Source organism: Pontiella sulfatireligans, assembly GCF_900890705.1.
Classification (GTDB): domain Bacteria; phylum Verrucomicrobiota; class Kiritimatiellia; order Kiritimatiellales; family Pontiellaceae; genus Pontiella; species Pontiella sulfatireligans.
In genome coordinates this window covers 1342759-1364068 of the sequence record NZ_CAAHFH010000002.1, presented here as the reverse complement: position 1 = coordinate 1364068, position 21310 = coordinate 1342759, and the positions used below count along the sequence as shown (strand labels likewise).

The window sequence follows — 21310 nt, the reverse complement described above, 5'->3', positions numbered from 1 at the left end:
TATAGAATGGCAGAGCTTTGTTTCTTTGCGTCTTTGCGGTCAATTAACCAACGGTAGAGTTTAAAATTATGCCTGAACTGAGAATCAATGGGTTGCCTGCAAAGGTGGATGAGGGCGCGACGGTGCTGGACGCGGCGGAGCTGGTGTTTGTCGATATTCCGACGCTGTGCCACATGAAGGGATGCGAGCCGGAAACATCGTGCATGCTGTGCGTGGTGAAGAATGTCGCCACGGGCCAACTGATTCCGGCGTGCTCGGCCAAGGCGGTGGACGGGATGGAAATCGATACGGAATGTGCGGAAGTGCAGTCGGCTCGCCGCGATATTCTAAATCTGCTGCTGAGCGAGCATGTGGGCGACTGCGAAGCGCCCTGCACGCGCATCTGTCCGGCGCACCTCGACATTCCGTTGATGCTTCGTGCGATCGAACACGGCAATCTGGAGTCGGCCGCGTGGATTGCGAAGCGCGATTTAGCTATTCCGGCGACGCTGGGCCATGTTTGCCCTGCGCCGTGCGAAAAGGGCTGCCGACGTGCGCAAGTGGATGAAGCTATCACGATCCGCGATTTGCATCGGGAAGTCACAGAGGGGTCAACAGAGGGGTCAGTCCTATGTTTTAATGTTTTTTCTGAAAAACATCATTTCATAGGACTGACCCCTAAGTCTATGACCCCTAAGTCTAAGTCGGTGGCGGTGATTGGCTCGGGGCCGGCGGGGCTTTCCTGTGCTTGGAAGCTGATCCAGCTGGGATATGGTTGCACGGTCTTTGACGAGGCGCCTAAAGCAGGCGGGGTGCTGCGCGAGCATAATAGTCTTCCGATGGATGTATTGGATGACGAGGTGGATTGGCTGGCGCAGGCCGGGGTTGAATTCTCGCTGGGCGCACCCATTTCGATGCATGAAGCGGCCGATGGCTTTGACGGGATCGTCTTTGCAGAAACGGAATTTTCGGGCACTCATTTTGCGGATGCATTCTACGCCGAGGAACATAAGCTGGCGGTCAAGGCGGTGGCCAACGGCAAAGCGGCCGCGGTGGCGGTGGATCGGTTCCTGAAAGGCGAACCGCCTTCGAACAAGGAACCGTTTGATTCCAAGACTGGGAAACTTCGTGAGAGCGAGGTGCAGGAGTTAACCAAGAACTGTGCGACGGTTGAGCAGGCAGGGATGCCTGCTCCACAAGCCGAAGCGGCGCGGTGTTTGCATTGCGACTGCCGGAAGGCGGTGAGCTGCAAGCTGAGGAAGTATGCGACGCAGTATGGCGCGAATCAGCGCGAGTTCCCGGCGGATGAGCGCGGGCATGTGCAGCTGATCGGCCATGACGAAGCCGTGGTGTTCGAGCCGGGCAAGTGCATCAAGTGCGGGCTGTGCGTGAAGATCACGAAGCGCGCCGGCGAGGAGCTGGGCGTTACGTTTGTTGGTCGCGGCTACAACACGCGGGTGGCGGTGCCGTTTGAAGAAGCGCTGCAGGACGGGCTTCGCGAAGCGGCAACGGAATGCGTTGAAGCATGTCCAACGGGGGCGCTCGCGTTCCGCAATGTAGAAGAACGATGAAGGTTGTACACATAGTTCCCGGATCGGGCGGCACGTTCTATTGCCAGAACTGCATGCGCGACGGTGCGCTGGTGCAGGCGCTGCGGAAGCAGGGCGTGGACGTGGTGATGGTTCCGATGTATCTGCCGATGTTTACGGACGGCGATCCGGTGCAGTCCGACACACCGGTCTTTTTCGGTGGCATCAATGTATGGCTTCAGCAGCAGGTGCCTTTTTTCCGTAAGACGCCGCGATGGCTCGACCGGTTGTTTGATTCAAAGTGGATGCTCAACCGCGCGGCTTCAATGGCGGGGGCGACGTCGGCCGGCGGGCTAGGCCCCATGACGCTTTCGATGTTGGAAGGCGCTGACGGCAACCAGCGCAAGGAGGTGGAGCGCCTCGTTGAGTGGCTGGTGGAGCATGAGCAGCCGGACGTGGTGCATATTTCCAACGCGCTGCTGATCGGGCTGGCCGGGGAGATCAAATCCAAGCTGGACGTTCCAGTGGTCTGCTCGCTGCAGGACGAAGATTGGTGGCTGGATGAAATCAATCCGCCGTTCGATGAGGTTTGCTGGGAAGCGGTTCGTGCAAGGACGAGGGATGTTGACCGGTTCGTGGCGGTGAGCAACTGGTTTGCCGACCGCATGAGCGAACGCTTGATGCTGCCGCGCGATCTGATTGATGTGGTGCATGTTGGCATTGACCTTTATGGCTATGAAGAAGCATCGCTTGATTTTGATCCGCCGGTGCTGGGCTATCTTTCGCGCATGAATGAAACGCTCGGCCTCGGCAAGCTGGTGGATGCGTTTATCGAACTTAAAAAATGTTCAGGCTTGGAAAGCCTAAAGTTGCGCGCGACGGGCGGCGCGGTGGGCGACGACTTAAAGTGCGTTGCCGAGCAAAAGAAAAAACTGGCGATGGCCGGGCTGGAAAACGATGCAGAATTTGTCGAGGATTTTAACCGCGAGCATCGGCTGGCGTTTTTAAAATCGCTGTCGGTGATGTGCGTTCCGGTGGAGCAGGGCGAGGCGTTTGGCTCGTACATTATCGAAGCAATGGCCTGCGGCATTCCGGTGGTGCAGCCGAACGCCGGCGCGTTTCCAGAGTTGATTGACGCGACGGGCGGCGGATTGATTTATGACGATTTGGTGGAGTCGCTGCGGGCGCTGCTGCTGGATCCTGAGAGGATGCGAAAACTCGGACGGGCGGGGCGTGAGTCGGTGCAGGAAAACTTCAGCATTGAGACGATGGCGATGAATATGATTTCGGTCTACGGGGAGTTGGGAAAATGATTTTGAGCAAAATGATTACTTTGCTGGCGTGTTGCGCGACTGCCGGTTATGGGGAGTGGAATACGTATCATGGCGGTGGGGATTTGCGGGGTGTGTCGGATGCAATTGTGCCGCCGAAGCCGCAGCTGCTTTGGAGATACAGTGCCGGAGGCGAAGTGTACAGCACGCCGGTGTCGGACGGGAAACGGATTTTCTTTTCAGCGAAAAAGGGGCAGGTGGTTGCGCTCGATCTGAACGGTTCCAAGGTTTGGAAAAAAAGCTTCTCGCGAACGAACGATGCGGGAGCGGCCATGCCGGTGCGCTTCGAGGCGCCGCTGGCCTGCGCTGACGGATTGGTTTTTGCCGCAACCACGCGGGGGACGCTGCATGCACTTGATGCCAAAACGGGGGAAGAAAAATGGTGCTATGAATCCGGCGGCATCATTACCGGGTCCCCCAACTTTGTGCCGCGCAAAATAAATTCTGACCGCAAAGACGCAAAGACGCAAAGAACGGAAAAACTTAGTGTCTTGGCGTCTTCGCGGTCGAAACAATCAGCTGTTGTTGTGCTGGATCAGAGCGAGGGTTCGCTTCATTGTTTGGATGTACAAACGGGAAAGCGGATTTGGAAGACGGAAGGGGTGGAGCGGTGCGACGGAGCTCCAGGGATTGGAAACGGGCAGATCGTTTTTGGCAGTTGCTTGGCGGCGCTGCACGTCTATGGTGCGGATGGGAAACATCTGAAGGATATTGAAGTCGGGGGCGATGGGCAGATTGCGGGCGGCGTTGCGGTGGACGGCAAGCTGGCTTTTGCCGGGACGCGCGACGGCGGTTTGATCTGCGCCGACTTGGATGCGGGGGATATTGTCTGGAGCAGCGACGAGTCGGAGGATCAGACGTTTTCGACTCCTTCCGTTACGGACAAGCTAGTGGTTTATTCTTCTGACGATGGCTTGGTCTATGCCGTTGAACGGGTAGAGGGCAAGACCGTTTGGAAATTCGACACAGGAGGCCTGCCGTATTCGCCGGTGGTTGCCGGGGACAAGGTTGTAGTGTCGGCGGACGGCGTGCTTTATCTTCTGAAACTTGAAGATGGCGCCAAGTTGTGGTCAACGGAGGTTAGCGATGATGCAACCGCTCCGGCGATCATCGGCGGGCTGATTGTGGTCGGAGCGGACGACGGAACGGTTAGTGCGTGGGGGCCGCCGCCAACCGCTCTTGGTAGCAATGCTGATGAATGGTAACAATAGAATCCACCTGCTGGTCGGTCAGCCCGTTGATGGTTCTATTCACCTGGTTGGCCGGCAAATGGCGCAATGCATTCAGCGGGCAGTCATCCAACGCTTTTCCGTGCGGGCATTCCAGCACGAGCCCTTTGGTCCAGATGCGCTTGTCCAGTGGTGTAAATTCCATGGTGCAGCTCCTCTCTTAGTTGCAAGATGAATTTATGGCATAATTTGACAATTGCAAGGAAAGAGTTTTATGCATTGAGAAAAAGGGAAAAACTTAAAGTTAAAAACCGTAAAAAGGGATGCAATGAGCGCTATGTTGAAGATTTCAGAAATATCGAAGCAGTATGAAGAACAAGCCCCCGTTTTGACGGGGGTGGATCTGGAAGTGCGCGCCGGAGAAAGCGTGGCGGTGCTCGGTGCTTCGGGGTGCGGCAAGAGCACGCTGCTGAATATTATCGGAGCACTGGACTGGCCGGATGCCGGAACGCTTTTGTTTGATGGCCTCGATGTTTTGTCGATGAATGAAAAGCAGAGCGCCCGATTCCGTAACGAAGAGGTGGGTTTTGTCTTCCAGCTGCATCACCTGCTGCCCCAGTGCACGGTGCTGGAAAATGTGCTGGTTCCTGCGTTGGTGGCCAGCGGTGCTTCGGATGCCAAGAATCGTGCGAAAGATTTGCTGCAGCGCGTGGGGTTGGCCGACCGCCTATCGCATCGCCCGGGGCAGCTTTCCGGCGGGGAGCGGCAACGGGTCGCCGTGGTTCGCGCGCTGATCAACCAGCCGAGGCTGCTGCTGGCCGACGAGCCGACGGGGGCGCTCAACCGGGAAGGGGCGGACTCATTGATGGAGCTGCTGCTGGAGCTCAACCAAGAAGAGAACCTGGCCATGGTTATGGTGACCCACTCGGAGCGGCTGGCGAAGCGGTTGGACCGGGTGTTGACGCTTGAAGCTGGAATGCTGAAATGATCCGCTTGCTGTTATCGAGTTTGAAGTTTCGTTGGCGGAGCCATGCGGGCGTGCTGCTCGGGATCGTGCTGGCTTCGGCCGTACTGACCGGGTCGTTGTTGGTGGGGGATTCCGTCGATGGTTCACTGCGCAAGTTTGCGCTGCAGCGTCTGGGCGGGATCCATTATGCCATGCACACGCCAAATCGGTTCTTTGCCCGAAGCCTTGCTGAAAAAATTGATGCAGACGCAGCGGCAGTGTTGCAGTTGCGCGGCATGGCGCTTGCGGAAGGCCGGCAAATCAACCAAGTGCAGGTGCTGGGCTGCGATTCCAACCTTTGGAAGCTTGCGGGGCTCGATTCCCAGTTGTTGGAAAGCGAAGTTGCGCTGAACAAAAAGCTGGCGGCGGCATTGGGGGTTGAGGCGGGCGACGAGGTTTCGCTCCGGATTGAAAAGCCGGGCCTGCTCCCGCGCGATGCCCCGTTGGCGGCGCAAAAGGATGACCGTTCCGTGCGCGGACGGTTTACGGTTTCGCGAATTCTCGGTGATGACGAGCTGGGCCGTTTCAGCCTCTCGGCGAATCAGGTTGCGCCCTACAACGCGTTTGTAAACTTCCAATGGTTGGAAGACCGCACGGAGTTGGAGAGGAAGGCCAATCTGCTGCTGGCTGGCAAGCGAGATCCGTCCGGCACACTTGCGCAAGTGTGGGAGCCGGCTGATTTTGGGCTTCGTCTCCGAGAGGAGGGCGGGGTGGTTCAGCTGGAGTCCGATGGTGTTTATTTGGGGCCGGAAGCCGTTCGGGCCGCGTTGTCAGTTTCCGGAGCGGAGGGCTCGCTGACCTATCTTGTGAATTCAATTTCCAAGGGTCGGAAATCGACGCCGTATTCTTTCGTGCTGGCTTGCGACGGGGCAGGCGGGACGCCTGCGGGAAGGCTTGGCGATGATGAAATCATCATTAACCGTTGGCTGGCGGATGCGCTGGAGGCCTCGGCAGGAAGTTCCGTTGCGCTGAAATATTTTGAGCTGCTAGCCTCAGGCAAGTTTGAAGAGCGGGAGCGGACGTTCAAGGTTCATTCTATCATTGAAATGGAGGCGCTGGAGCAGGAGCGCCGTTTGGCGCCGCAGTTTCCGGGGTTGACCGATGTCGATCGCTGCTCGGATTGGGATGTGGGCATCCCGATGGAGGAGGCGCAGCTTGAGGATGAGGCGAACGAGGCCTATTGGAATGAATTCAAGCAGACGCCCAAGGCGATTGTTTCGCTGAAGGCCGGGCAGGAAATGTGGTCGAATCGCTTTGGCAGCCTGACTGGGATTCGGTGGAAGAGTGGAAGGGTGGAAGAGGATTTTCGGGCGGCGTTCAATCCGGAGAGAGCGGGCTACGTTTTCCAGCCGGTGCGCGAGCAGGCGCTGGCGTCGGTGGACAATGCGATGGATTTTGGCGAGCTGTTTGCCGGCATGAGTTTTTTCCTGATTGTGGCGGCGCTGATGCTGACGGGGCTGCTGTTTGTTTTCGGCGTGCAGCAGCGCGCGGAGGAGATGGGCATTTTGCTGGCAACGGGTTGGCGTCCTCGGCAGGTGCGCGGCTTGCTGCTGGCCGAAGGGGCTGTGATTGCGCTGTGCGGTTCGGTGGCTGGTGCGTGGCTGGGAACCGGCTACACCAAATTGCTGCTGTTGGGCCTTTCCAACTATTGGAACGGCGCGGTTGCGAATTCAGCGATCCACTATTTTGCCGAGCCGGGCACGCTGGTATCCGGTGCGGTGTCGAGTTTTGTGTGCGCCATGGCGGCGATGGCCGTTGCGGTGTGGCGGCAGGCAAAGCATCCGGCGCGTGAATTGTTGATGGCGGACTTTTCGCAAGAGTTTGCGGCGCAGGCTGGAAACCAGCGATACGGGCAGGCGGGATGTCTGCGGTACGTTGCCTTGGCGGCTGGACTAGGCGCGGTTGGCATTGCGGCGTATGCGGTGCTGGCGGAAGTGCAGTCTGTGACGATGCCGTTTTTCGGGGCGGGGGCTCTGCTGCTGGTTTCCGGGATTCTATTTTGCGGGGAGCTGCTCCGGCGGGCGGGTCGGCAGGACAGTTTGCCTGGCTTGGGCGCGTTGGCGTTGCGGAATGCGGCGCGGAGGCGCGGGCGGAGTTTGGCGGTGGTTGGCCTGCTGGCCTGCGGGTGCTTTTTGGTTTTTGCGGTTTCTTCCATGAAGGAGGATGTGACCGCGCACGCCGACGAGCCGTGGTCGGGCACGGGCGGCTTTGCCTGGTTTGGCGAATCGACGCTGCCGATTGCCGACGACCTCGGAGGAGTGCGCCTGCGTGTGCGCGACGGCGACGATGCGAGCTGCTTGAATTTGAACCGTGCGCGGACGCCGCGTTTGCTGGGCGTTGATCCGGACGTACTTTCGGCGCGCAAGGCGTTTGAGGCCGGCGACGATGTTTGGGCTTTGCTTCACACGGAGCTTCCGGAGGGAATGGTTCCGGCGCTGGTGGGCGATTCGGATACCGCGATGTGGGGGCTTGAAGCCAAGACCGGCGTTGAAAAGGGCGATGTGTTGGAATACCGCGACGAGGCGGGCAACGCATTTCTAGTCAAACTGGTCGGGGCGCTGCCGATGCGCCTGTCGGTTTTTCAGGGTTCGTTGCTGATTGCGGAAAAGGATTTTGTGGAGCGGTTTTCGGGCGAAGAGGGATATCGCATGTTCCTGTTCGACGGGGCAGGCGGGACGCCTGCGGTACAAACTGTTCACGGGGCAGGCGGGACGCCTGCGGTACAAACTGTTCACGGGGCAGGCGGGACGCCTGCGGTACAAAAGTATGAACGGGCGGGGCTGGATGTGGTTCCTTCGACGGACCGGCTGCTGGAGTTTTATGCGGTGGAGTCGACTTATCTGGCCATGTTTCTGGTGCTGGGTGCGCTGGGGTTGGCGATTGGGGCCATGGGCATGGGGATTGCCGTACTGCGCAACGTGCAGGACCGCCGCGCGGAAACCGCATTGCTGCGGGCGGTGGGCTATCGGACGGCTACGCTGCAAAAGCTGCTCTTTATCGAGCACGGCTTGCTGCTGCTCGGCGGGTTGGGCGTCGGCATATTTTCTTCCGCGTTGGCGATGGCGCCGGCGCTGTTTATTACCCGATCGCATGTGGGCTACGGATTTCTCGCCCTGTTGCTGCTGGCAGTTGCCGGATGCGCGGTTGCGTGCATGGCTGTTGCGATCAGCGTTGCGCTCAAGGGCGATCTGCTGCGGGGGCTGCGGAATGAGTGATGGATGAAACTTTGTTTGCCCGCCAACACAAAAATGACTTTCGACAAGCCCATTTAGCCTAACGGGAGCTGACCCAAAACAGTTTTTGCTTGAAGGTGTACGATCGTACACCTATATAAGAGGGCATGCCACGAACCCTCGACATTGGTGAAAAGATAGCCCAGCTGCGTTCCTTCTATAAACAGGAGGGCCGGGCGCCGTCGTATGCCGAGATGGCCGGGCTCTTTGGCTATAAATCTAAAAACGCCGTCTACAATCCCGTCAACAAGCTGATCGACCTCAACTATCTTATCCGCTCCGCGAAAGGCCGCATCGGCTTTACCGCGAAGATTACGGGGGGCATCGCCATTTTGGGTTCGGTGCAGGCCGGCTTCCCTTCGCCGGCCGAGGAAGAGCTGATTGACACCATCAACTTGGATGAATTTCTCGTTGCCCGCCCCGAGGCCACCTATTTGCTCACTGTATCCGGCGACTCGATGATTGAGGCCGGCATCCATCCCGGCGATCTGGTGCTGGTGGAAAAAGGCGGTGTGCCGAAGAAGAGCGATATTGTCGTGGCGCAGGTGGACGGCGAGTGGACGATGAAGTATTTCGGCAGGGACAAGGAGGGGGTTTATCTGGATCCTGCCAACTCCTCGTACACCCGCATCCGCCCAGAGCGCTCCATGGCTATCGGTGGGATCGTCAAGGCCGTTGTGCGCAAGTACGCTTAGGCCTTCTGTGAACAAGGATGCTCCATTCACGCTGTCGTCGTTCCCCCGTGCCATTATGCATATCGACGGGGATGCCTTTTTCACCTCGGTGGAGCAATCCATGCATCCCCGCTTGAAGGGGCTCCCGGTGGTGACGGGCAAGGAGAGGGGCATCATTGCCTGCGCCTCGTATGAAGCCAAGGCGCTGGGGATCAAGCGGGGCGTTGGGTTGTGGGAAGCCCGGCGGATGTGTCCTAATTTGGTGGTGCTGCCCTCGGACTATGAAAGCTACAGCATTTATTCCAAGCGCATGTTTGAGATTATGCGGCGCTACACTCCGGAGGTGGAGGAATATTCCATCGACGAAGGCTTCGCCGACATCACCGGCATGAGACGGCTGTTCAGATGTTCCTATAAGGACATTGCCGTCCAGGTTCAGGCCGCTGTTTGCAAGGAATTAGACATCACGGTATCGGTGGGGCTGAGTGCTTCAAAGGGATTGGCCAAGATCGCTTCTGATTACCGAAAACCCAACGGCATCACTGCAGTAGCCGGAAAGCACATCCACCTGTTCCTGCAAAAGGTGCCGTTGGCGGATGTCTGGGGGATTGGACCGTCGGCCCAGCAGCTCTTGCGGAAATACGGGCTGCATACCGCCTATGATTTTGCGTTGCGGGATGAAAAATGGGTTCGCAAAATGCTTCATAAACCCGGCTGGGAAATCTGGCATGAGCTCCGGGGGCGGGCGGTGAACCCAGTGGATACGCAGGCCCGGCCGCCACAGGCGAGCATCATGAAGGGCAAGACGTTTTCGGCGCCTTCGGCCGATCCAGACTACATCTACGCCAAGCTGGTCCGGAATGTGGAGTCGGCCTTCATCAAGTTGCGCAGGCTCAACATGCGGGCGGGGGAAATCACGGTCTATCTTCGAACGAAGGACTATCAGGAAAGGGGAGTCGGGGCCCGGCTGAGCGGCTCGACCTCGAACGCGATGGAGGCCACGCCCTTGATCCGGCAAATGTTCAATCAGCTCTATGCGGCGCGGCGGGAGTACCGGTCGACTTCCGTAGTGCTGAGCCGTCTGGAAAGCGACAGCCGGCAGCAGTATGATTTATTCGATGACCGCATTCAGATCGAGCGCATGCGGGAGGTCGGCCGGGTGGTGGACCAGGTCAACCGGCGCTACGGGAAGCATCGCATCTTTCTGGGGACGGGGCTGAGTTTGAAGTCCGTCGAGATGAACGACCGGGACGAACCCTGCTGGCGAAAGCTGAACCTGCTGGCGGGCGAAACCCAGCGCCGGCGCATTCGGATTCCCCGGCTGGATATTAAAGTGTAGTTCCCAATCCCTTTGGATTCCCCTGCATCTTCGAAGCCTCGGAATCGCATGCGATGCTCTTGCCGATATCCTGACCCAGGGTTGCACGGCGCTTTTATGGTCCATGCTCGAAGCTTTCATGGCGTAAAAGTTAACGATCCGAGGGCCGCTTCGCTGGAGTTGCTGAATTCGCCCTTGCCGGTCTTGAGTTGATCGTGTTTTATTGTCCAACGTATCGGGTGCGGATACATGCCCGAAACAACGCAACCAGAAGGAGTAGTTTATGTCTAAACATATGACGCCCAAGCAAAGCCCTCTCGACGATTCCTACGGGCAGTATTTCCTTAAGTTGGAATCTGATTTTCATGCCGTTGCGAACTACACCGGATGTGCCGAAATAAACGATGCGACCTGCTCCATTGAATTTGCGCAGCAACTCGTCTGCATCAATACAGAGTGCGAGGCCGTCCTCAAGAAAATCTGCAAGATCATCGGCCCTAAGAATCCGGCCGACAACATGGGACATTATAAACGGACGATTCTTGGTAGATTTCCGGAGATCCACAAAGCTCCAGTACGGGTGAACCGGTTTCATCGAACGGTGCATCCCTTTGCTGCATGGAACAAAGCCGGAGGGCGGCTCGACTGGTGGAATGCCTATCAGGACATTAAGCATCATCGCGACAGCAATTTCGAAAAAGCGAACCTGAAAAACACATTGGAAGCGCTCAGCGCGCTGCTGATCCTCGAACTCTATCTGTATGCGATCGTTTCATCCAATGGGGCGGAAAAGCTCGGAGGGGCGTTGCTGCTATGGGCGCCGGGCATGCCCCGGTTGGAAATGGCGCCTTCATCAGAATTCCTCCCTCACCTACCCCTTCATGCGAAGAAATAGGATCGCTCCTACCCTTAGTATGTCACTAAAGCATCCGAAGCCTTTAACCATCAGGGCCAGCAAGCCTCTCCGACCACAGACCGCAGTAAAACGGGCATGGGGAAAAGAAAATAAAAAGGCCTGTATGGATCTCAGGCCTCGGCTTTGTAGCGGCTGCGCAACAGGGACATCATGTGCAGGTTGATTTCCCATTGGCTTGCGACCGGTTGCTGGGTGTACGGAAGTTGTGGCATGTAGGGGTAGGGCCCGAACTCCGGCGTGATGGTCAGCCGTTCGGAGCCGGCTTTACGATGCGCTTCGACAATCCGGTCCCACCAGCCCAAATGGGCGTTGAGGGCGACCGCCCATTCCGGCGCACGGGGGTCCGAAACCTGCGGGCCTTCCGGATGGCCGACGCGCGCATGGATGTGGTCCGCCCGCGAAACGGCTAGTTCAATGGAGTCCTGCTGATCCTCCAGTAGCGATTCCGAGACGGCGCACCAGTGCGAGAAGTCCGCGGTGATCCGAAGATCGGCGTCGCATTCAAGAAAGCGGCGGGCAGCGGCGGCGGCATAGCTAAATTTTCCGCGATGCGTTTCATGCAGAATCTGGATTCCCGTGGCCTGTGCCACGGCTTTGGCTTCGGCGATCACCCGGCAGTTATCCTCAAAGCCAAACCAATCGCGTCCGGTTTGGGAATTGATCAGCAGCGGCTCGGCGCTGGCCAGCCATTCGAGGCGCCGCCGGTACTCGGCCACGTGATCATCTAGGTTTGGGGCAACGGTTTCCCAATGCTGCGCCAGAAGTTCGAGTCCATGTGCTTTCAGGCTCCGCATCCGTCGCTCCATGGCGGGGCGGTCGTCCAGCGGGAGGCTCATTTCAACGCCGTCGTAGCCGGTCTCGGCGACGGTTTGGCAGTAGTGGTCGAAGTCCATGTCTTCACAGCCCCAAAGCGGGCAAAAGTAGAGTATTTTCATAGTGATCCTTTTTTGCATTCCAGCGTAAATAATGCGGGACATTGTATATGGGACTAATGTGCTCATCAAATCATTATTTCCCCCGGTGGCGCGCCCGGCGTCCGCATTTCGTTGGTTTTGTCAAAAACAGGGAGTGCAATATCCGCAGTGTTTATTATAAGATCCGCTGTTATCAAGCGGGTCGTATTTTGCCAACCTATGATGAGTTACTAGGAATCGGGAGATTCGGCTGTTGACGCCGGTCTGTCTCATGCCTAGTCAATGGAGTTTTTTTACTGCCAGCAAACAGGAGAGATGTAATGAAAATACTGTCACTTATATTGTGCGGGATCAGCATGGTTGGTTTGGCTCACGGCCAGCAGCGGGGCATCATTGACAATGCGGACAGCCCGTACGTCAAACTCAAGAGCGTGAATATTGGCGACTGCCAGTGGACGGACGGTTTCTGGGCCGACAAGTTTAAGCTTTGTGAAGAGGTGATGGTGCCCCATATGGGCGACATCCTTACCGGCGACGTTGGCTTTGCGCTCGACAACTTTAAGATTGCCGCCGGAATGAAGGAAGGCAAACACCAGGGCATGAACTGGCACGACGGCGATTTTTATAAATGGATCGAAGCCTCCATGTATGTCTATGCCATCAATAAAGATCCGGCGCTCCTCAAGCAGGCCGATGAATATATTGCGATCATCGGCAAAGCGCAGTGCGATGACGGCTACCTTTCGACCCAGGTCCAGATCCCCCAGGCAAAGAAAGGGAAGCAGGAGCGGTGGGCCAACCGGCAGCTGCACGAGATGTACAACTCCGGCCATCTGCTGACCAGCGCCTGTATCCATCGCCGGATTACCGGGCAGGACAACTTTTTCAACATTGCCGTCAAGCATGCCGATTTTCTTTGCGAAACCTTTATGCCCTGTCCGGAGGATCTGAAACGCTTCGGCTTCAACCAGACCCAGATTATGGGCCTGGCCGAGATGTACCGCGAAACCGGCAATAAAAAATATCTGAAACTGGCTGAGGAGTTCATCAACCGACGCGGCCAATCCACAGTGGCGCCCGCTCCCTATGCGAACTACAAGCACATCGGCGATATGGTTCAGGAGCGCACGCCGCTGCGCAAAGCCAACGAAGCCGCCGGTCACGCTGTATTGGCGCTCTACTACTATGCCGGCGCAGCCGATGTGTATGCCGAAACCGGCGAGCAGGCGCTGATCAAGGCCCTCGACCGTATGTGGGACAGCGTGGTCAATCATAAGATGTACATCACTGGCGCCTGCGGACAGACCCATCACGGCGTGTCGCCCAAAGGAGACATGATTCACGAGGGGTTCATCAAGGATTACATGATGCCCAACTCGACGGCATATAATGAAACCTGCGCCAACATCTGCAACGGCATGTTCAGCTACCGCCTGCTCGGTATTCACGGTGAATCCAAATATGCCGACATTGTGGAACTGGTGCTTTACAACACGCTTTCGGGCATCAGTCAGGACGGAACCCACTATTTCTACACCAATCCGCTGCGCCGGACGTTCGACAAGAAAATGGGGATCACGGACTATGCTGAACGTGTGGCCTACATTCCCTGCTTCTGCTGCCCGCCGAACCTCGTCCGCACGGTCGCCAAAGCCAATAACTGGGCGTATAGCCTGGCCGACAACGGCGTTGCGGTGAACCTCTACGGCGGCAACAAGCTGGCCACCAAGATGCTCGACGGCTCGGACATCAAACTGACGCAGGAAACAGACTATCCGTGGGACGGCGCGGTGAAGATCACCGTCGAGGGCTGCAAAGCCGCTCCGTTCGATTTGATGCTGCGCATCCCGGCGTGGGCGGAAGGCTCCACGGTCAAAGTAAACGGCAAGGATGCCGGCATCGACGTGACGGCCGGAGTATTCGCCGTAGTCAACCGCGCATGGAAAGCCGGCGATATGGTTGAGCTGGACATTCCGATGGAAGCCAAACTGATGGTCGGAAATCCCAAAATTGAAGAAACCCGCAACCAAGCGGCCGTCAAGCGCGGTCCGCTCGTGTACTGCATGGAAACCCCCGACCTGCCGGAAGGCACCTCCATCCTGGATGTCTACCTGCCGTCGGACATCAAGTTGACGCCGGCCCATGATCCGGCCTTCACGGACGGCCTGACCACGCTCAAGGGAACGGTCATGCTGTATGACGACCAACAGGGCCAGATGTACCGCACGCTCGAAAAGAAGCCGAAGTTCCAAAAGCTGAAAACCCAGTTCGTGCCGTACTACGCATGGTCGAACCGCGGCATGGCTGAAATGTCCGTTTGGCTGCCGCTCATTTGGGAATAAAAAACCACTAATAGAGAAACTTGACCGCAAAGGCGCTAAGACGCAAAGAAGGAAGGAGTTGAAAACTTTGCGTTTTCATGTCTTTGCGGCCGGGAATTAGCAGGGAATCAAACGTATGAAGAAACAGATACTTTTTGGACTCGTACTGGCGATGTCGAATCAATTTGCGACTGCCCGGAATGATTGGGAAGACGAGCAGATGTTTGAACAAAACAAGCTGCCGGCGCGCGTTCCATCCTACTCCTTCAAAAGCGCGGAAGACGCACTCGAAGGAAACCGCGACAAGGCGCGCGTCCAATCGCTGGACGGCACCTGGAAGTTTAAATATGTGGGCAAGTCGGAAGACCGCCCCACGGATTTTATGGCGAAGGGTTTCAAGGGCAAGGGCTGGGACGATATTCCCGTTCCGTCCAACTGGGAGCTGCAGGGCCACGGCCAGCCGATCTATTCCAACATCACGTATCCCTGGACGCCCAACATTCTCGACACAACGTTGAAGTATGATTGGAAAGGGCCGACGCCGCCGAAGCCTCCGTTTATTTACCGCGACAATCCGGTCGGCAGCTATTTCCGCGATTTTAAGATTTCCCGCGAGTGGAAAAACGACTCGATCATCCTGCACTTTGGCGGCGTCTCATCTGCGTTTTATGTGTGGGTCAACGGCGAAGCCGTCGGCTACAGCCAAGGCAGCCGTTTGGCCGCTGAATTCGACATTACGGAATATGTAAAGCCGGGCAAGAACCGGGTTGCGGTGCAGGTGTTCCGCTGGAGCGACGGCAGCTATCTGGAAGACCAGGACATGTGGCGACTGAGCGGCATTCACCGCGAAGTGCTCCTGCTCGCGCAGCCCAAGATTGCGCTGAACGATTTTTATGTCCGCACCCCGTTCGACGACCAGCTCGAAAACGCAAAGCTGGAACTCCGTCCGCGTGTCTGGGTGAAAGAAGGCGCCGACAATCTCAAAGGCTGGAAGGTTACCGCGCAGCTTTACGATGCCGACGAAAAGGCCGTTCTGGATGCGCCGCTTTCGGTCGCGATTGACAAAGTCTACAACGAACGCTGGCCCCCGCGCGACCTGCCCGTGTTTGCCTTCATGAAGGCGGAGATTCAGTCGCCCCGCAAGTGGTCGGCGGAAGATCCCTATTTATACAAAGTGGTCTTTACCGTAACCGATCCCAAGGGAGGGGTGGTGGAGGCGCGCAGCCAAAAGATCGGCTTCCGCAAGATTGAGTTCAGCGCGGAAAATGAACTGCTGATCAACGGCAAGCCGGTGGAGATTATGGGCGTGAACCGCCACGACCACCATCCGATCCGCGGCAAGGCGCTGGCCCGCGAAGACATGCGCAAGGATGTCGAGCTGTTGAAGCAGTTTAACTTTAACGCCGTCCGCACCTGCCACTATCCCAACGATCCGCACTTCCTCGATCTCTGCAACGAGTATGGCCTGTATGTGATGGACGAAGCCAATATTGAAACGCATCACCTCGGCGGCTATCTCGCCAACATGCCTTCGTGGAACGGTGCGCTCATCAGCCGGGTGACCCGCATGGTGGAGCGCGATAAAAATCACGTGTGCGTTATTTCCTGGTCGCTCGGCAACGAGTCGGGCACCGGTCCTGGCTTCGCCGCCGCCGCGAGCTGGATCCGCTACTTCGATTATGGTTCGGGCCGCTTCATCCACTACGAAGGCGCGCAGGGCGACCCGCTGCACCCGCTTTACGTCGAAGAGGACGGCATCGGCTACAAGGTCAACAAATGGCCGGTCTACGCCAACCCGGACGACCCGGACTATGTGGATGTGCTTAGCCGCATGTACCCCGACCTCAGCCAGCTGGTGGGCATGGCCGAGAGCGAACACATCGACCGCCCGATCATTATGTGCGAATACCTGCACGCCATGGGCAACTCCATCGGAGGCCTGGGTGACTACTGGGATGAGATTCGCGCCCGGCCCAATTTGATCGGCGGCTACATTTGGGACATGATCGACCAAGGCCTCGTGAAGAAGGATGAAAACGGCAAGCCGTTTTATGCCTACGGCGGCGACTTCGGCGATGTGCCCAACGACGAAAACTTTTGCATGAACGGGGTATTTGCCTCCAACCGCACGCCGAACCCGCATGCCTGGGAATGCAAGTATGTGTTCCAGTCGGCCGCTTTCGAAGCGGTTGATGTGGAAGCCGGCAAGGTGAAGATTACCAATCGCTTCAGCTTCACGAATCTGGATCAATACGAAATCCGTTGGACGCTCTCGAAAGACGGGCAGGAGCTGCAGGCCGGCAAGCTGGCAGCGCAGGATATTCCTGCGCTGGATTCCGCTGTGGTTAAAGTGCCTTTTGAAAAGGTGAAGTTTGATGCGGGGTCGGAATACTGGCTGCGTCTGAGCCTGAACGAAAAGGCTGACCGTCTCTGGTGCAAAAAAGGATACGAAGTCGCCAAGGGGCAGCTCGCGCTGAAAAGTCGGAAGGGCCCCGCGGCGTACACCTCTGCATCAACGGATGAGATCTCGTTCGAAGACGCCGTTGGAAAGATTGCGGTTGCCGGAAAAGGCTTCTCTGCATCGGTCTCGAAAACGACCGGCGAGCTGACTTCCTACATCGTCAACGGCGTTGAGCAGCTGGCCTTCGCTTTACGGCCAAACTTTAACCGTCCGCCGATCGACAACGACTCGCGAGGCGCGGGTTGGAAGCCGTTCCAAAAATCAAAAAAATCATGGGGCAATTTGCCGGCCAATCTGAAAACCAGTTCGGTCGCCGTCGGCGCTAAAGATAAACAATCGATTCATGTTCTGGTTTCGCAAAGCTCTGGCAGCAAGATTAAGCTGGAGACTTCCTATACCTTCTACAGCGACGGCAACGTTGCGGTGAAAATGGATATGGATGCGGACAAGTCGCTGGCGGACCTCTTCCGCTACGGCATGACCATGGGCATTCCCGGCGCGTATGTGGAAGCCGAATACTACGGCAACGGCCCGTGGGAAAACTACAGCGACCGCAAGCGCGGCGCCGAGGTTGCGGCGTTCAGCCAGAAAACGGACGAGCTGTTCACCAACTATGCCATGCCCCAGGAAAACGGCAACCGGACCGATGTGCGCTGGCTGAAGCTCTGCGCCGAAAATTCCAAGGCCGGCCTCATGATTACTGGCCAACCGCAGTTTGGTTTTTCTGTTTGGCCGTATTCGGCAGAGAACCTTGAAGAGGCGCGGCATCCCTACGATCTGAAGCCCCAGGGCTTCTACACGCTGAACATTGATTCCGTTCAGATGGGCGTGGGCGGCACGTTGTCGAACACGTTGCCGCAATACCTTCTTAAGCCGGGCAAGTACCGCCTTGAGTTTATGATGGGCCCGACAAAATAACCGGAGGTTGGAACTGTGAAGCGAAGAGATGTTTTTAAGAACGGTGCTGTAGCGGCTAGCATTATTCCAATCGTGGGCTGCGCATCGGACGATGCCGGCCTGGCCGGCGAACGGGCGTCGGATAATTGGCTTCAACTTTCGAAAGGGGAGCGAGGCCTGCCTGATCGTAAAGAAACGGTCCACTATGATGTCGCCGTACTTGGCGGCGGCATTGCCGGCATCTGTGCTGCGGTTTCCGCTGCACGCAACGGGGCCAAAACCGTGCTTGTACAGGATCGTCCGGTACTCGGCGGCAATGCATCGAGTGAAATGCGCGTGCATCTCAACGGCGTCACGCATTTGCGTCCTGACAACAAAGCCGAACGCGAAACCGGCATCATCGAAGAACTTCTGCTGCACAACCGCTTCAACAACAAACAGGAATCCTGGCCGGTCTGGGACCACCTGCTCTACGACTTTGTGATCAGTGAACCGAATCTGGAGCTGATGCTGAACACGCAGGCCACCGAAGCCGTCATGAACGGCAACACCATCGTGGTCGCCAAGTGCTGGCAGTTGACCACTGAAACGGAAATCACGATCAAGGCCAAACAGTTCATCGACTGTTCGGGCGATGGCCTGCTGGCTGCCACTGCGGGAGCGTTTTACCGCACAGGACGCGAAGGCAAAAAAGAGTTTGGCGAAAAGTATGCTCCGGATGAACCGGACGGCTGGCAGATGGGTGCCACGCTGCTGATGCATTCGGAAGACATGGGCGAACCGATGCCCTTCACCGCGCCCTCATGGGCCATTCCCTATGATGCCGAAAAGTCCAACCCGAAACGGAAGTTCAACGGATTCCATAACGGCCTTTGGTGGATGGAGGTCGGCAGCGACGGCGACATTATTGCTGAGCAGGAAATCATTCGCGACAAGCTGATGGCCTATTCCTACGGCGTCTGGGACTACATTAAAAACTCGGGCCAGATTCCGGGAGCCGAAAACCATGCGCTCACCTGGGTGCAATCGCTTCCGGGCAAACGTGAATCGCGTCGCTTCATCGGCGATTATATTCTCAAAGAAGGCGACCTGCTGAACCACAAACATTTTGAGGATGCGGTGGGTTACGGGGGGTGGTCGCTGGATGAACATTGCTGGGGCGGCATTGAAAACCTCGAAGACCCGCCCAGTTATTTCCACTACCACTTCCATAAAGTGTACGAGATCCCGTATCGCAGCCTGTATTCCAAAAACATTGCCAACCTGTCATTTGCGGGTCGCAACATCAGCCAGACCCATATTGCACTTTCGTCTAGTCGCCTAATGGCCACCTGTGCCACCATGGGCCTAGCCGTCGGCACCGGAGCGGCCATGTGTGTTCAGAGAAAATGCAACCCGCGCGATATTGCAACCCATCATATCAACGAGCTCCAGGAACAGTTGCTCCGTGATGATGCCTTTATTCCGCACCGCCCGGCTCATGATCCCAAAGACCTTGCCCGCAAAGCGGACCTGATCGCGGCTTCGGCTACCGTATCCGGCGATCCGAAACTGCTGACCGATGGCGTTTCCCGTGATTTTGAAGGTGTTGAACACGGTTGGGAATCGCACGGTCTGCCGGCCGAGGTCATCATGGAATGGGAAGAGCCGGTCAAGCTGTCGAAGGTTGAAATCAAATGCGACACCAATGTTAAGCGCAATATCATGATGCGCAAGGATTCGAAAGTAAGCTTTAACTTCTGGAACGATGTTCCGACGGAACTCTTGAAATCGCTGGACGTTGAAGCACGGATAAACGGCAAGTGGGTCAAAGTCGGAAGCAACGACGATAACCGAAGGCGCCTGATCAAGTTTGATTTCGATCAGGTGCGCGCCTCAGGTGTCCGGATCAACCTGAAAGAAACGTACGGCGCGAAAAACGCCAAGCTGTTCGAAGTGCGCTGCTACGCATCCTAACCCCCCCCCCCCGAGACCTGAATATGAGTTCTTATAGAGTAAACGCATTCATCTACGCCACCATTGTTGCCATGGGCGGGTTTCTGTTCGGCCTCGATGCCGCGCTGATTTCCGGAACGACGGACTTCATCACAAATGAGTTTTCGCTGACGTCGATGCAGTTGGGGACCGCGGTGAGTGCTCCGGCCTGGGGCGTTCTGGTGGCCTTGCCGTTTGCCGGATACATCTGCAATGCATTTGGCCGCAAGAAGGCGATTATGCTGGTGGCGGTGCTCTATCTGATCTCCGCGTTGGCATCCGCTTTTGCGCCTAGTTACGGGGTGCTGGTTGCGGCTCGTTTTCTGGGTGGGCTGGCCTTCAGTTCCATTTCGCTGGCCTCGATGTATATCGGCGAAATTGCGCCTCCGAAATGGCGGGGCAAACTGGTTTCGATGACGCAGATCAATATCGTGGTTGGTTTGTCCGGCGCATATTTCGTCAACTATCTGATTCACCAGTGGGCGGGGTCGGGGAGCGAGTGGGTTTCAACGCTCTGTATTGATACGCATACCTGGCGCTGGATGTTGGGCTCTGAAATTCCGTTTGCCATACTCTGGTTCGGTCTTCTGATGATCATTCCCGAGAGTCCGTCGTGGTTGTTCTATCGAGGCCGCGCTGAAGACGCCAAAGCCACGCTGCGCAAGATTCTTCCCCAAGATGAGGTTGAGCACCATTTGAACGAGATGCAGGAAAGCCTGAGTCTGGGTTGCCATAACCAATCTATTGCATCCCAGCTGAAGGAAACCTTCAGCAAGCCGATGCGCCTGATTTTCATCATTGCTCTGACCATCGGCATTGCGCAGCAGTGCACCGGCATCAACGCCATTCTCTTCTATGCACAAACCGTGTTCAAGCAATTGGGAATCGGTGCCGACGCCGCCTTTGCCCAGGCCATTTGGCTGGGCGTGACCAGCATTGTGTTCACGGTGCTTGGATTGCTGCTGGTGGATAAGCTGGGTCGCCGTCCGCTGATCATCTGGGGCATGGTTTGGATTATAGCCAGTCTCGCTCTCTGTTCATACTCATTCAAAGAAGCCCGCTATGTCATTACCGCGCAGTCCATCGAGGAAATGAGCGGCCTTGAGAATCCGGAACGGCTCACGGCCTTGGTCGAGGTTGAGTTCGAGAATGACATTGCTTTTAAAAATGCCGTGAAGAAAGCGCTTGGGGAAGAAGAAGCCGCCGTGCATCTGACATCGCTCATGCAGACTGCAACCCGGATGAATGCCACGCTCGTACTGATCGGAATCCTCAGTTTTATCGGGGCGTTTCATTTTTCTGTGGGGCCGGTGATGTGGGTGCTGTTCTCCGAAATTTTCCCGATTGCGATACGCGGCATCGCCATTCCCTTCTTTACGATCATTACGAGTTTAACCAGCGCGCTGGTGCAGAAGTTTTTCCCGTGGCAGCTCGAAAACATGGGGATGAGTTCCATCTTCCTATCCTACGGGGCAGCGGTTTTGGTCGGTCTCGTGATTCTATTCAAGACGTTGAAGGAAACCAAAAACATGTCGCTCGAAGAGATCCAGCTTTCCCTGCTGGTTAAAAATAAAGACGAAAAATAAGA

General features: G+C 56.8%; 14 protein-coding genes. 12 read left to right on the top strand and 2 right to left on the bottom strand.

What is annotated here, in order from left to right:
* Positions 1-68: 68 nt before the first annotated feature.
* From SCARR_RS18755 to SCARR_RS18745, 3 genes are read left to right on the top strand one after another with little or no spacing between them, the layout of a single operon-like run.
* A complete protein-coding gene (locus SCARR_RS18755; RefSeq protein ID WP_136063186.1) occupies positions 69-1550 on the top strand; it encodes a 2Fe-2S iron-sulfur cluster-binding protein in 1482 nt (493 codons plus the stop codon).
* The gene (locus SCARR_RS18750) at positions 1547-2821 is read left to right on the top strand and encodes a glycosyltransferase family 4 protein (protein ID WP_168433433.1); all 1275 of its coding nucleotides are present in this window, start codon (positions 1547-1549) and stop codon (positions 2819-2821) included. The genes SCARR_RS18755 and SCARR_RS18750 overlap by 4 nt, the downstream gene beginning before the upstream one ends.
* Positions 2818-4044, top strand: a complete 1227-nt coding sequence (locus SCARR_RS18745; RefSeq protein ID WP_136063184.1) for an outer membrane protein assembly factor BamB family protein — start codon at positions 2818-2820, stop codon at positions 4042-4044. Before SCARR_RS18750 ends, SCARR_RS18745 begins: the two co-directional genes overlap by 4 nt.
* On the opposite strand, the gene SCARR_RS18740 is transcribed toward SCARR_RS18745, so the two are convergent.
* Positions 3989-4213, bottom strand: coding sequence for a hypothetical protein (locus tag SCARR_RS18740; RefSeq protein WP_136063183.1), 225 nt, complete (start codon positions 4211-4213; stop codon positions 3989-3991). The two genes, SCARR_RS18745 and SCARR_RS18740, sit on opposite strands and share 56 nt — an antisense overlap.
* Positions 4214-4345: 132 nt before the next feature.
* Here SCARR_RS18740 and SCARR_RS18735 point away from each other — a divergent pair, with 132 nt between their 5' ends.
* The 5 genes from SCARR_RS18735 to SCARR_RS18715 all read left to right on the top strand — a co-directional run bounded on the left by SCARR_RS18735 (position 4346) and on the right by SCARR_RS18715 (position 11134).
* A complete protein-coding gene (locus tag SCARR_RS18735) occupies positions 4346-4996 on the top strand; it encodes an ABC transporter ATP-binding protein (protein WP_222846364.1) in 651 nt (216 codons plus the stop codon).
* Positions 4993-8229 carry an FtsX-like permease family protein gene (locus SCARR_RS18730; RefSeq protein ID WP_136063181.1) on the top strand — a complete coding sequence of 1079 codons (3237 nt, stop codon included), beginning with the start codon at positions 4993-4995 and terminating at the stop codon, positions 8227-8229. The genes SCARR_RS18735 and SCARR_RS18730 overlap by 4 nt, the downstream gene beginning before the upstream one ends.
* A 125-nt stretch (positions 8230-8354) precedes the next feature.
* Positions 8355-8942, top strand: a complete 588-nt coding sequence (locus SCARR_RS18725) for a LexA family protein (RefSeq protein WP_136063180.1) — start codon at positions 8355-8357, stop codon at positions 8940-8942.
* A gap of 7 nt (positions 8943-8949) precedes the next feature.
* The gene (locus SCARR_RS18720; protein WP_222846363.1) at positions 8950-10260 is read left to right on the top strand and encodes a DNA polymerase Y family protein; all 1311 of its coding nucleotides are present in this window, start codon (positions 8950-8952) and stop codon (positions 10258-10260) included.
* A gap of 262 nt (positions 10261-10522) precedes the next feature.
* Positions 10523-11134 (top strand): hypothetical protein, encoded by a 612-nt coding sequence (locus SCARR_RS18715; protein ID WP_136063179.1) that lies wholly within the window; start codon positions 10523-10525, stop codon positions 11132-11134.
* Positions 11135-11265: 131 nt separating this feature from the next.
* Here the strand turns inward: SCARR_RS18715 and SCARR_RS18710 are convergent, their stop codons facing one another.
* The gene (locus SCARR_RS18710; RefSeq protein WP_136063178.1) at positions 11266-12090 is read right to left on the bottom strand and encodes a sugar phosphate isomerase/epimerase family protein; all 825 of its coding nucleotides are present in this window, start codon (positions 12088-12090) and stop codon (positions 11266-11268) included.
* 299 nt (positions 12091-12389) lie between these two features.
* Between SCARR_RS18710 and SCARR_RS18705 the strand changes: the two genes are divergently transcribed.
* From SCARR_RS18705 to SCARR_RS18690, 4 genes are all read left to right on the top strand, one after another.
* Complete coding sequence (locus SCARR_RS18705) at positions 12390-14411, top strand: glycoside hydrolase family 127 protein (RefSeq protein ID WP_136063177.1); 2022 nt, start codon at positions 12390-12392, stop codon at positions 14409-14411.
* A gap of 115 nt (positions 14412-14526) precedes the next feature.
* A complete protein-coding gene (locus tag SCARR_RS18700) occupies positions 14527-17769 on the top strand; it encodes a glycoside hydrolase family 2 TIM barrel-domain containing protein (RefSeq protein WP_136063176.1) in 3243 nt (1080 codons plus the stop codon).
* A gap of 15 nt (positions 17770-17784) precedes the next feature.
* Positions 17785-19704 (top strand): FAD-dependent oxidoreductase, encoded by a 1920-nt coding sequence (locus tag SCARR_RS18695; protein WP_136063175.1) that lies wholly within the window; start codon positions 17785-17787, stop codon positions 19702-19704.
* A gap of 23 nt (positions 19705-19727) precedes the next feature.
* On the top strand, positions 19728-21308 hold the full coding sequence (locus SCARR_RS18690; RefSeq protein WP_136063174.1) for an MFS transporter: 1581 nt from the start codon (positions 19728-19730) through the stop codon (positions 21306-21308).
* Positions 21309-21310 lie beyond the last annotated feature (2 nt).